This window comes from Komagataeibacter ossonobensis, from assembly GCF_057359305.1.
The window spans coordinates 16,275-28,831 of the sequence record NZ_JBXAYQ010000023.1 but is presented as its reverse complement, the minus strand read 5'-3'; the positions used below and the strand labels follow the sequence as shown (position 1 = coordinate 28,831).

The 12,557-nt window shown below is 58.6% G+C and carries 11 protein-coding genes and 3 pseudogenes; 4 read left to right on the top strand and 10 right to left on the bottom strand.

What is annotated here, in order from left to right:
* The first annotated feature begins 117 nt into the window (after positions 1 to 117).
* From AC1RQ9_RS12580 to AC1RQ9_RS12570, 3 genes and pseudogenes are all read left to right on the top strand, one after another.
* Complete coding sequence (locus AC1RQ9_RS12580; RefSeq protein WP_217419966.1) at positions 118 to 1,485, top strand: IS110 family RNA-guided transposase; 1,368 nt, start codon at positions 118 to 120, stop codon at positions 1,483 to 1,485.
* Positions 1,486 to 1,800: pseudogene (locus AC1RQ9_RS12575) on the top strand (IS3 family transposase); the annotation flags it as partial.
* A 282-nt stretch (positions 1,801 to 2,082) separates the two neighbouring features.
* Positions 2,083 to 2,217: pseudogene (locus AC1RQ9_RS12570) on the top strand (IS481 family transposase); the annotation flags it as partial.
* A 33-nt stretch (positions 2,218 to 2,250) separates the two neighbouring features.
* Here AC1RQ9_RS12570 and AC1RQ9_RS12565 read toward each other — a convergent pair.
* The 5 genes and pseudogenes from AC1RQ9_RS12565 to AC1RQ9_RS12545 form a co-directional block, all read right to left on the bottom strand.
* Positions 2,251 to 2,760, bottom strand: a complete 510-nt coding sequence (locus AC1RQ9_RS12565) for a RidA family protein (RefSeq protein WP_217419965.1) — start codon at positions 2,758 to 2,760, stop codon at positions 2,251 to 2,253.
* 4 nt (positions 2,761 to 2,764) lie between these two features.
* Entirely contained in the window at positions 2,765 to 3,187 is a 423-nt protein-coding gene (locus tag AC1RQ9_RS12560; RefSeq protein ID WP_010509603.1) for a c-type cytochrome, read from the bottom strand.
* A complete protein-coding gene (locus AC1RQ9_RS12555) occupies positions 3,187 to 4,788 on the bottom strand; it encodes a flavin monoamine oxidase family protein (protein WP_026018749.1) in 1,602 nt (533 codons plus the stop codon). The genes AC1RQ9_RS12560 and AC1RQ9_RS12555 overlap by 1 nt, the downstream gene beginning before the upstream one ends.
* Positions 4,789 to 4,907: 119 nt before the next feature.
* A pseudogene (locus AC1RQ9_RS12550) lies at positions 4,908 to 5,432 on the bottom strand (transposase).
* A 211-nt stretch (positions 5,433 to 5,643) separates the two neighbouring features.
* Positions 5,644 to 5,847 carry a hypothetical protein gene (locus AC1RQ9_RS12545; RefSeq protein WP_110570198.1) on the bottom strand — a complete coding sequence of 68 codons (204 nt, stop codon included), beginning with the start codon at positions 5,845 to 5,847 and terminating at the stop codon, positions 5,644 to 5,646.
* A gap of 530 nt (positions 5,848 to 6,377) precedes the next feature.
* Here AC1RQ9_RS12545 and AC1RQ9_RS12540 point away from each other — a divergent pair.
* Positions 6,378 to 7,073: an RBBP9/YdeN family alpha/beta hydrolase gene (locus AC1RQ9_RS12540; RefSeq protein ID WP_254511700.1), complete on the top strand. Its 696-nt coding sequence runs from the start codon at positions 6,378 to 6,380 to the stop codon at positions 7,071 to 7,073.
* A 263-nt stretch (positions 7,074 to 7,336) separates the two neighbouring features.
* Here AC1RQ9_RS12540 and AC1RQ9_RS12535 read toward each other — a convergent pair whose 3' ends face one another.
* The 5 genes from AC1RQ9_RS12535 to AC1RQ9_RS12515 form a co-directional block, all read right to left on the bottom strand.
* Positions 7,337 to 7,954: a nitroreductase family protein gene (locus tag AC1RQ9_RS12535; protein ID WP_217419964.1), complete on the bottom strand. Its 618-nt coding sequence runs from the start codon at positions 7,952 to 7,954 to the stop codon at positions 7,337 to 7,339.
* Positions 7,955 to 8,005: 51 nt separating this feature from the next.
* Positions 8,006 to 9,427, bottom strand: a complete 1,422-nt coding sequence (locus AC1RQ9_RS12530; RefSeq protein WP_217419963.1) for an FAD-binding oxidoreductase — start codon at positions 9,425 to 9,427, stop codon at positions 8,006 to 8,008.
* 73 nt (positions 9,428 to 9,500) lie between these two features.
* On the bottom strand, positions 9,501 to 11,156 hold the full coding sequence (locus AC1RQ9_RS12525) for a rhodanese-like domain-containing protein (RefSeq protein ID WP_485987223.1): 1,656 nt from the start codon (positions 11,154 to 11,156) through the stop codon (positions 9,501 to 9,503).
* Positions 11,153 to 11,752, bottom strand: a complete 600-nt coding sequence (locus AC1RQ9_RS12520) for a cysteine dioxygenase family protein (protein ID WP_159263000.1) — start codon at positions 11,750 to 11,752, stop codon at positions 11,153 to 11,155. The genes AC1RQ9_RS12525 and AC1RQ9_RS12520 overlap by 4 nt, the downstream gene beginning before the upstream one ends.
* Positions 11,753 to 11,757: 5 nt before the next feature.
* Entirely contained in the window at positions 11,758 to 12,552 is a 795-nt protein-coding gene (locus AC1RQ9_RS12515) for a class II aldolase/adducin family protein (protein WP_485987222.1), read from the bottom strand.
* Between the last annotated feature and the right edge of the window lie 5 nt (positions 12,553 to 12,557).

Here is a 12,557-nt window from a genome sequence, read left to right as displayed (position 1 = left end):
CCATGGAACTGTGCGAACTTGAGAATGGTGACACTGCCTTGCGGTGATCCCGGTTAGGAAGATGATTGACTGGCATGTTCCACGCCCTCCTGCAGCATAGTGCATGGAGATGTTACGATGCCTCGAAAGTCTGCAAAAGCGTCCCCTGAGCTTACCCGCCACATTCACGGAGCGGCCGCGATCGATATTGGATCACGGATGCATATGGCGGCCGTCTCACCCGAGACTGCAAAGAATCCGATCCGGTCCTTTGGCACATTCACCTCGGACCTGCATGCGCTGGCTGAGTGGTTCAGGGCCTGTAACGTTACCAGTGTCGCCATGGAATCCACCGGCGTCTACTGGATCCCGGTTTATGAAATCCTTGAGCAGCATGGTTTCGAGGTCATCCTCGTGAATGCGCGCTACGCCAAGAACGTGCCCGGGCGCAAGACGGATGTGAGCGATGCCGCTTGGCTCCAGCAACTTCATTCCTACGGCCTGCTGCGCGGGAGCTTTCGGCCTCAGGCCGATATTGCCGCTTTACGAGCCTACCTGCGCCAACGCGCGCGTCTTGTTGAGTATGCAGCGGCACATATTCAGCACATGCAAAAAGCGTTGATGGAAATGAACCTGCAACTCCATCACGTTGTGTCCGATATTACGGGCGTCACAGGAATGCAGATCATCCGGGCAATTGTCGGTGGTGAACGCGATCCGGATACGCTGGCTGCCAATCGCGACATCAGGTGCCGCTCATCGGCTGAAGTGATATCGGCAGCCCTGATGGGAAATTATCGGGACGAGCATGTGTTCGCGCTGACACAGGCGCTGGAGCTTTATGATATCTACCAGGAACGGATCGTGGCCTGTGACCGTCGCATGGAAGGGCTGCTGCTGCGTCTGAGCCACAAGAGTGCGAAGCCTGCGGCAGACCTCCCCAAGCCGCGGATCAGGACAAAGCAGGTTAGCGCCCCATCCTTCGACGTGCGCAGCATCCTGTATCGATTGCTGGGGGTGGATCTCACGCAGATCCATGGCATCGGTGTTTCGCTGGCCCTCAAACTCGTAGCCGAATGTGGTACAGACCTTCGTGCCTGGCCGAGTGCAAAACATTTCACGTCCTGGCTCTGCCTGGCCTCTGGGAACAAGATTTCTGGCGGCAAACTTCTTTCATCGCGTACCCGTCGCTCCTCAAGCCGAGCCGCAGCCCTTCTGCGTCTGGCTGCGACGACCCTCGGGCGAAGCGATACGGCGTTGGAGGCCTTTTACAGACGCCTGTCTGCCCGGGTCGGGAAAGCAAAGGCCGTGACCGCCACGGCCCGAAAAATAGCGGTCCTGTTTTACAATACCCTCAGGCACGGCATGGCCTATGCCGATCCTGGAGCGGATCATTACGACGAGATCCATCGTAAACGTGTCGTCTCCAATTTACACCGTCGCGCCCAGTCTCTGGGGTTCATACTGCAGCCCATATCGGGAGATCCTCAACCTGCTGTTTCTTAGGAAAGCCACCGCGTATTTCGCCAGGGATGCAAAGTGAGATACGCCTTCATTGCCGAGCATCGTGATTGTTTTGGAGTTCGGACGATGTGCCGCTGTCTGGCCGTGCAGCCCAGTGGGTATTATGCTTGGCGGAAGGAGCCGTTGAGCCGACGGGCTTGCGAGGAGGCCCGACAGACCACGTTGATCCGTCAGGCCTGGGACGACAGTGGCAAGATTTATGGCTACCGTAAGTTGCACGATGATCTGCTCGATCAGGGCGAGACCTGCTGCCCGAACCGCGTGGCACGGCTGACAAAACTAGCGGGCATCAAGGCTCCGACAATGTGCGGCGATACAGACTATGGATCCGCTGCGTCCGGATATGACGGTCGGGACAGACAGCACTGCGATCACGCAAACTCGCTTCAATCTGCACCGTATTGTCGCTCGGCGTGACCTGATCAACAACGAGAGCGGGAGGAAGATCAAGGCATCGGAAACGTGACACGACAGAAAAATTCCCAAAAGTTGCATACCTTCAGGATCTCTCAGCTTCCTTTTCGCAGTACAAGTCCTCGCACCACACACTTTGCGGAAAAGCCCAGTTCTTAGTGAAAATCAACAGTCAAACACTTCCATTATGACAGCCATGAGCAGCTGAGGACGCACCTCAATGATCTCATGGCCGCCTGTAATTTCGGGCGAAGGCTCAAAATACTCAAAAGTCTCACGCCCTATGAATACATCTGCAACGAAACGCGTCAGTTCGATGATATATGCGACCGGTTACTTTAAAGGCATACGTGCCGCAGTAACCTCGATTTCCACCAGCCAGCCCGGATTGGCCAGACGGGCAACACCAAAGGCCGACCGGACCGGCAGAGCCGGCTGTTTGTCGATACCATAAAACTGGGTGTAGGCCTTCATCATCCCGTCAAAATCGAGTTTGCCCAGCTTGGGATCATCAACCATGTAGATATGCATCTGCACGACATCGCCCATGCCCAGACCCAGCTTTTTCAGTTCATCCTGAATACGCCGCAGGGCAGCAAAGGTCTGGGCCTGCGTGTCCCCATAGGCGGCAATGGTGTGCGGGTCTGCCTTCTTGTCCTGCACCGGCGCGCCCATGCCGCTGAGGTAGATGGTGCTCGCCCCGGCTGGAACCTCGATAGACGATGCAATGGGAAATTTGCCTGCGGAGTGACGCACGATACCGTCATCAGCCCAGGCAGGGACGGTAACAGCCATGCCCGTCATGATGGTCAGGCCCGCAACTGTCTTCTTAAGGTCGAACATCTGTCTACTGCTCCTGCGGTGATGTGGCGGGTCGCTGGGCGGCGACATCGGCCGGTGTAATGGCATCCGTATAATGATTGCCAAAATGCGTGCGGATGTAATTGACCACATTGGCAATCTGGTCATCTTTCAGCGTGCCCGAAAACCATGGCATGCCGCCATATCCGTTCATGATGACATAAACCGGATAGGCACTGCTCTGCAGTTTTGCATTGCCGGCAAAGGCGGGGAACTGAGCGCCAGCCCCGGTCGCCCCCTTGCCGTCGGGCATGTGACAGCCCTGGCAGACATGGCGATATACGTCCTCGCCCGTGTTCAGGGGCTGTACCTCACCTACAACAGCGCTGGCGCTATCCGCCCGCGCGGGATGGGAGGTGGCCAGAAGCGGCAGGGAGGCAAGAACGGAAAGGAAAAGGATCTTGCGCATCAGCTGGCTCCCTGTGCCCGTTTATGCAGTTGGGTTACGGCATCCAGCGCGGACAGGATGGCCCCTTCCTGCCAGCAGCCCACATAGGATGCATGTTCACCAGCCAGCACGATGCGGTTGTCCATCGTGCACAGGGCCTTGTAATGGGTCTTGCGGGCCTGTTCGCTCCACATGGAGCAGCAGCCCATGGTCCAGGGCACGCGGCTCCATGCAAAACTGACGCCGTTGGAAAATTCCTTGCGGTATTGCTTATGGAAGACCTCACCCTGCGCAAGGGCATGTTCAATCCGCTCCTGCGGGGTCATGCCGGCAAAATCATATGCGGCCGGACCAAACATGTAGCCCCCCAGCAGGACCGCTGGCCCGCGGGAGAAGTAGCCATGGCTGGGATAGGAAATCTGGCTGATCGGCTGGTCGGTAAAGCTGATGCCGCCATAGATCTGGTCATCCTCCTCCCAGAACCGGCGCTTGAATTCCAGCCCCAGCTTGACGGAGGAAGCATAGGGCACCGCCATGATCGCAGCCTTGAGCGGTGCGCCAACCTGCACGTCAAGCTGAGACAGGATGGGAAGCGGGATGGTGCACACGCAGAAATCGGCCTGCGCCTCACGCACGGCACCGCCATGGGTCATATCGTTATAGGTAACCGTTACGCCCCTGTCGTCCTGATGGATCGCGGTGACCTTGCAGTTCAGGGTGATCAGGTCATGCACCTGCCTGTTGAAGCCCTTGCCGATCATGTCCATGCCGCCCACGGGCTGGAACATGGTGGTCTGCATGTCCAGACGTTCATGGAAGGCCAGCCATGTCCACAGGCCGGAGCGCATGACATCCTTGCGGGCAAATGGCTCGGACGGGATGGGCGCGCCATTTATGCCGCCACCCTGCGCCTTTTCGTAACCACGGGTTTCGGAACTGATAATACCTTTGCTGTAATTCAGCCCGGAATCCAGACTGCCCCACCGCCGCATGGCGGTCATGATGTGATCATGCTCATCGGCCGAAACCATGTCATCAAGCTTGTGCTGGTTGATCGCCTTGCCCAACAGTTCCGCCGTGAAACCATGAAAATCCGAGGCGAATTCCCGATACCGGACCGGCTTGCCGTCAAACGCCCGGCTCGAATGAAGCCATGAATTGTGGTTCAGTTCCACAAACGGTTCCAGTTCCACCCCGAATTCGCGGCAGTAATGCAGCAGGCCCTGATGGTGGTAGGGAATACGCCACGGACCCGGATTGATGTAATTGCCGGATGCGAAACCGACCTTCTGGGTAACACCTCCCAGCTCGGTTACGGTATCGCCCCCACGCAGGCTGATATTACGGCCACCGGCGCGGTTCTGGAATTCCAGAACCTGCACGTGGTAGCCTGCCTTGCGCAGTTCATAGGCGGCAAGCATGCCCGCGAGCCCGGCCCCCAGAACCAGCACGCGTGTGCCACGTTTTGCACCGGACAGGACGGGGGGCGCTGTAAAGTCCGTGCCCTGCGCATGCCCCATGGACGTCATGGCCTGATACAGTGCCGCACTGCCGGCAAGGGTGCCGATCCGGGTTAGAAGTTGCCTGCGCGTGGGCGCCTTGCGCGGATGAGCGTTTGTCACCAGAAAATTCCCATAATATCGACTGTGGTAAAGGTGGCTTCCATTGGATCGGACCGATTCCGACCGAACACGATGCCAGCAGGTACGAAGATCATGCCCCCCAGGAAAATTAGGGCCTGTTAGGGCTTGATCCAGTCTGCAGCGGCAGCGATATGAATGATCGCGAGGAAGGACGTTGCTGTTTTTTCGTATCTGATTGCGACAGCGCACCACTCCTTGAGGCGAGCCCAGAGGTTCTCAACGAGGTGCAGACACCGCCGATAGGCCCATTTTGGACAGACGACCGGAGCATCACGTCGTTGTGCTTCACGATGGTCTCGCTCTTTGAAAGAGGCCCCTTTTTTTGGGCACCCGCCGCTTTGTGGTGAGCCCTGATGCTCATGCCATCCAGAAAAAGTCATGCCCAGCGCCGCTCTGTGTTGTTCCTGAACCAGTGCAAGCAGGCGTTCCCATACGCCCCGTTTCGCCCAGCGCATGAAAAGCTGGGCTGCCCGCCACCATGGACCCGGTTCAGCGGGGATGCTCCGCCATTTCACACCATTCTCATGACGCCAGAAAAACGCTGCTATCGTAGGCCGCGGATCATGGAAAGGCGTCTTGCCTCTCGGGCGAACCGCCTCAATCAGACGTTCCAGATCGGCCACATCCCATCCGTAAAAGCGCCGGTTTCATCTCTTTCTTCCATCCCTACAATATGGGAAGAGATTCAAGATCTAACACACCATGGCATTAGACGGGCAATATAAAAATTAATATTTTATATTTATACTCAGCAGTAATTAAAATATAGTATTAACAAAATAGGAAATAATTTTATTCAATATATTTATTGAAGATGTATTTTTTATGATATGACTAACCAATCGTAGCAGATGCACGTGCGCAGCGATAATGACGGACGACCTGATTCATCAAGTCACCTGCCGCACTGACAGTATGGTTATGAAAGGTGCGCACGCTATCATGCGCGGCATAGAAGCGCCGGGTTTTACGGTCAGCTTCCAAAATGAGGGCACCGAGAAATGTGCCATCAATTTCTACAATCTGAGATTCGAGCATGGAAATCCTGTCCCTATTATCTACACGCTTTCACGCGTGTCTCAAGGTCGACAGTCATTCTGCCGACCGTTCTATTCGATTGCCGTCACGTATTGTGCGGCGGTCGTGGTGCTACATCGATTCATGCAGCACATTTGTCTGATGGCATGGATCATATGATCTTAATCCCAAACTCTGGCACGCGGGTTAAGGGGAAAACATGGGGCACCATACACGACCCGTATCGTAGGTCAACATATACATCACTTTTTATAGTGGTATAATTTTAATGCATAATTTTTATGTTTTTTATGAAAGGTGATCTTCATTATCGTATAAAATGGACTCCTAACAGATTGTTATGGCGACGCTTTTGTCATGCGTCATGCCTGCCAATTTCTACGCCATGGAGATGCTCTTTGCTAGATTCGGGAGTAGATGGAGGTCAGCGTCTGTCGGTTTGCAGACATCGATCATTGATGTCTAATTTCATGACATGTGGTCGTTATATAAAAATGAAAACGTCATCGCTTGATACGTCAGGAAATGCCATGTCTTCTTTCAATATGCCGCACTACGGCACAAGAACTGATCCCATGACGACATGCGATTTTTTGAGAACATCCGTTCAGGACATCGACCCGAGTGAAAAAGCAGCGGCAGCACTTGCCAGTTATGATGTCGTCATCGTGCCGGGTTTGGATGGATCAAATCCTCGGCACTGGCAGTCTTGCTGGGAAATATTGTTGCAGCAGCATGGAGCATCCGTATATCGGGTTCAGCAGAACGACTGGATGCATCCATTTTATCCTACGTGGAAGCAGGGATTATTATCTACACTGCGGCAGGCTCATCGGCATGTCATTCTTGTTGCGCACAGTCTGGGGGCAATACTGGTGGCTCGCGTGGCTGCTGAAGAGGGATTGCCTGAAGTTGCGGGAGCTTTTCTGGTCGCGCCCGCTGATATTGAGCAGTATGAAGGCCCTGCCATCACGCGCATAAAGGCATTCGAACCCCTGCCCAGAAAACCCCTGCCTTTTCCCGCTATCATCATGGCGAGTGAGAATGATGAGTGGTTATCTTTATCCAGGGCACATGTCCTGGCCTCTGAGTGGAAAGCAGAATTGGTCAATGCTGGTACAGTCGGGCATATTGGCAATGTTGCGAATATCGGCATGTGGCGTGACGGTCTGTCGGCGTTGACGCAATTTGCTGATAACCTGCCATCCAGAACGCGGGCCTGTTAGGTTTTGTATTGCATGGCTATTCGTGGCCGACATGATCCCGTCTATCTTTACCTGATGAGACAACGCTCAGTGCCCGCCCTGAGCGCGCCAGGGCGGGCAAAAAGGCAGACACAGGACAGTGTGAGGCGCTCGGCCCCAGGGTCGGTGTCGCCGCAGGTGGTTATGGGCTAAGCGCTCTTTCATCCTGCCAAGGAAAAACGATCCTCAAGTCACCTGTCCCCCATGGGCTTGCAGGCACCGGCATCTGACTGAAGACCTGTCAGCTATGCGATGTCCTGATCTTGTTGACTGACAGTAAAACGTCCCTGAAAAGCCAGCTGGTGTAATGCCTGCCGTCCTGATGGCTGTTCGCGCTCCCGTAATGAATCGGGAAGGGTTTTTGTCTCTCCCTGCTGACCGATGATGATAGCGGCATTGAGCGCGTAATCATCGGGTAACTCAAGCCCCGCACGTGCCAGTTCCTGATCAAACCCACTGACGGGATGCGTGGCCCAACCTGCCTTGCTGGCCTGAAGCTGGATCAGCACCGAGGCTGCCCCCGCATCGAATGCGTGGGTTGGCGCGGGCACGGGCTCGGCCTTTCCGCCCCCCATCACGGTGTGCGATGCGATATAGACCAGGGCGGATGCATGTTGCGCCCAGCCATGGTTGAACGGGATCAGCCATGACAGGAACCGCTCCCATTCCGGCGTATCGCGCCGGGCATAGATAAAACGCCAGGGCTGCGAATTATAGGCCGACGGCGCCCAGCGCCCGGCATCGAGAAAGGCCAGAAGCTCCGCCTCGGCAATAGGGGCAGGCGTAAAGGCGCGGGGCGACCAGCGGTCAAGGATCAGGCGCTCGACCGGGGTATCGGACAGGCGTTCGGGGGCTTGGGTCATGGAAGTCCTGTTTTCAATGCCGTGGAAATACGCGTTCGGGGCCAATGCCCCTTAACCCTGATAGAGCGGCCCCGGCGGCAGCAGCTTGCCGGGGTTGAGGATGTTGAGCGGGTCCATGGCGTTCTTGAGCGCGCGCATGACCGCGAGCGTGCCCGCGCCGTGCTCGGTCTCGAGAAATTCCAGCTTGCCCATGCCCACGCCGTGCTCACCGCTGCATGAGCCACCAAGGGCCAGCGCCCGGTGCACGATCCTGCGGTCAAGCTCCAGCGCCCGGGCATGACCCTCAGGCGTATCATCGGTGATGATGAGGGAGTGGAAATTGCCATCGCCCACATGCCCCAGCAGCGGCACGCGCAGGCCGGAAGCCGCAATATCCTCCCGCACGCCCGCGATCAGTTCGCCCAGCTTCGAGATCGGCACGATGCAGTCGGTTGAAATGACGCGCGCGGTCGGCTCGATGGCCTTGGCGGCCCAGAAGGCATCGTGCCGGGCCTTCCACAGCCGCGTGCGTTCCTCCGCCGTATCGGCCCAGGCAAAGGCCAGCCCGTTATTGGACAGGGCAATGGCCTCGACCCCCGCCACCTGCTCCTGCACGCTTGCAGGCGCGCCACCAAACTCGAAGAACAGCGTGGTGAGATCCTGATAGCCGTCCAGCTTCGAATACCGAATCGAGGCCGCCATCTGCACGTCATCGAGCAGTTCCACCCGGCTGATGGGAATGCCGCACTGGATGATCTCGATCGCGGTCCGCACGGCGTCATTGAGGTCGGCAAACTGGCATACGGCGGCGGAAAGCGTCTCAGGGCGGCCATGCAGGCGCAGCTGCACCTCGGTGATGATGCCCAGCGTGCCTTCCGAGCCGATGAACAGCGATGTCAGGTCATAGCCGGTGGATGACTTGCGCACCCGCCCGCCGGTGCGGATCACCTCGCCCGTGGCCAGCACCACGGTCAGGCCCAGCACGTTCTCCTTCATGGTGCCATAGCGCACGGCGGCGGTGCCCGAAGCGCGCGTGGCGCACATGCCGCCCAGCGTGGCCTCGCCACCCGGATCAACCGGAAAGAACAGCCCCGTATCACGGATCTGCGCATTGAGCGCCTGCCGCGTCAGCCCGGCCTGCACGCGGCAGTCCAGGTCCTCGGGGTTCATCCCGACAATGGCGGTCATCTCGGACAGGTCGAGGCTGATGGCCTGTTCGGCCGGCGTGACATGCCCCTCGACCGACGTGCCGGCGCCAAAGGCCACCAGCGGCACCGCATGGGCGTGGCAGGCATGCAGCACGGTGGCCACATCTTCCGTTTTACGGGCAAAGACCACGGCGGCGGGCAGGCAGGCGGCTTCCATGGCCTCGCCATGGCTGTGGGCCTCGAGCACCGAGGGCGATGTGCTGACCTGCCCGGCCAGCCCGCCTGCGCGGATGGCGCTCAGGGCGGCCTGAAGGCGGGCTGCAGCAGGCACGGAGATAATGTTCATCAAAAGGAGATCCCGGTCGCGGCCCGGAAGGCCAGTTACGATCATGCTGCGAGATGGCAGGACGCGGGAAAAGTCATGTTCTTTTCCCGGTCCTGGCAAATGGCGTTGCAATCAGGTTATGGCCATCTTCCAGCACGCTGAAGCCATGTGTCCCGTCACGTTCCAGCTGGGCTACAAGTCCGAATTCCCAGTCCAGATAGGCCTGCATCGCGGCTGCAGCATTATCGGTGCCTTCATAAGGGCGCTTGTAGACATCATCAGCCCGCGACAGGGCACGGCTTTCATCCAGCCCGGTTTCAAGCGACAGGCCCGCGTTGCGCCATGACAGGGTGCCCCCCGCCAGTACGCGTACGTGCAACCCCTGTTTGCGGAGTTCCGGCGCGGCAATGCGCGCGCCCAGCCCATCGGGGGAAGTCAGGACGATCTTGGCATTCTTCTCCCATGTCTGTGCAGGCAGATCGCTACGAATGGCGAAGACTGCGCCGGGCACATGCCCACGGCGGAACGTAGGGCTGGGTGCAAGGTCAATTACAACCGGGGCGTGCAGCGTTTTCAGTTCGGTAGCCAGTTCCAGCACACCAACCGTCTCCACATCTGGTAATGGCGCCACCAGCGCCGCAGGTTCAGCCCCCGTGGTGCGCGGCAGGTCTGCCCAGTCGTGCAGGACATAGACCTCCTGCCAGCCCAGTTGACGGAGCCAGTGGCCTGTCATGCGCGCGCGCACGCCGTCATCATCGGTCAGCACGATCGTGCCATGGCGCACGCCCACCCATTCATCCGTGGCCTGTACCAATTGCCCACCGGGCGCGGAACGGAAACCCTTGAGGTGCTCTGCCACGTATTCCTCAGGTGAGCGGACATCAAGCCGATAAAGGGTACGCGCTTTCTGTGCTTCCAGCTGCTCCAGTTCCGTGCGCCCGATTTCCCTTACACCCGTGCGCCGGGCAAGCGACCGGGCGGCCTCACGCGCCTTTGCCACGTTATGGGCCGATGGTTCTCCAGCCTTCCGGGTGGCGTCATGATCGAGTTGCAAGCCGGCCAGTGTCCAGCCGATCGTGCCGTTACGCAGTGCAAAGACCGGGTTGGGAATACCCGCATTGACCAGGGACTGGGTGCCGATAATGGAGCGTGTGCGCCCTGCGCAGTTCACCACCACCGTTGTATCGGGCGATGGGGCGATATCACGCACACGCAGCGCCAGTTCCGCTCCGGGCACGGAGCGGGCGGTCGGAATGGACATGGTATTGTATTCACCAAACCGTCTGGCATCGAGGACAACAATATCCTCCCCCCGCTCCAGCCGCTCATGCAGGTCGCGCGCCGCGATGGATGGTGTGCCGCGCACGTGTTCCACAAGTTCCCCGAACGCCTTGGACGGGACATTGACATCGATGAACAGCTCCGCCCCGGCCTCCCGCCAGCCCTCGAGGCCGCCTTCCAGCACGCTGACATTAGTGTAACCCAGCGCCGCCAGAACGGGCAGCGCACGGGCTACCCGCCCTTCTGCATTGTCATACAGCACAATGGGGGCATCGCAGCGTGGGATCAGGCCCCCGATCCGTTCCTCGATGCGGCCCAGCGGCAGGTTGACGGCAAACAGGGGGTGTGCCGAAGCAAACGGCCCTTCCTCGCGCAGGTCGAGCAGGGCGATTTCCTGCCCGGCACGCAGGCGATTGCGCACGAAACTAACGGAAGCGACGCGGGAAGCCGCGGGAATCTGGACGTTCATGCTACCTCCGCGCGGCGGGAGCGATCCCACAGATTGGGCACTTCCTCGCTGGAATAGCCCGAGATGAAGGTTTTCTCTGCCCCTGTGGCCACATCATAAGTAGCGCGTGATACGCCGCCGATATTGTCACCATAGACATGGATGGAAATGGAGGTCCGGTCCGGCAGGGCGTTGGCTACGAGATGGTAGTCATTGACACCCGGCGTAAGGGAGGCCACCTGCCCCGGCTCAAGAAATGTGGTCTCTATGGCACGGAACGTGCCATCAGGATCACGCGCGAACTGGGTCTCGCTCTCCCGCCCCCGCAACATGCCGATAAGCCCCCAGACACGGTGATCATGCAACGGGGTTTCCTGCCCAGCCCCCCAGACAAAACTGACAACCGAAAAACGCTCCAGCGGGTCACAGTGCAGCAGGTACTGGCTGTACCGCGCCGGGTTGGGGCGCGTAAACGGTTCGGGCAGCCAGTCATCGTGCCGGACCAGCCTGCGCAGCAGATCGGCACCTTTAGCCTGAATGGCGACCGGTGAAAGACCGCGATCATACAGCCTTGTAAAATCGGTCACGAAATCGCGCAGGGGTGAAATGGTGCTCATGTCATTCAGTCCAGTAAATCGGGTTCAAGGGCCACGATCCAGTCCCACAGGGGCTGGAAGCTGAAATATCCACCCTGCTGTGTGCCCACCTGGCTTGCGGTCAGGCGCGCGATGTCGGGGGCAATGGGTTTGACCTGGCCTGCGGCCTCGGCCAGCAGTTGGGTGTGGGCGGCGTTGTCCATGCTCAGGAACCACCACGCCGCGGCTTCCACCGTCGGGCCAACGGTCAGCAGGCCGTGATTTTGCAGGATCAGCGCCTTGCGCGGGCCAAGTGCGTGGGCCAGGCGCTCGCCTTCGCTGTCATCGAGCACCACACCACTGAACGGATCAAAAATCGCGTGATCCTCATAAAACGCACAGGAATCCTGCGTGATCGGCAGCAGCTTCTTGCCCAGCGCGGAAAAGGCCTTGCCGTAGGTGGAATGGGTATGAGCTGCCGCAATGACGTCGGGCCGCGCCCGGTGCAGGGCGGAATGAATGGTAAAACCCGCCGTGTTGATGGGCCGCTCGCCGTGCAGGATCGTGCCGTCGTGATCCACCAGCTGCAGATCAGACACCTTGATCTGGGAGAAATGAACGGCCAGCGGGTTGATCCAGTAATGATCGGGAAATTCCGGATCGCGCGCGGTCACATGCCCGGCCAGTCCCTGATCGAACCCGTAGCGGGCAAACAGCCGGAATGTTGCAGCCAGCCGCTGCTTGCGGTGCAGGCGCTCGGCTTCAAACGAAGGGGCTGCCGGACGCGGCTGCAGCCTGCGTGCCCGTGCCTGAATCTGTGGGGAAGATGGTACTACATTCATGGAGA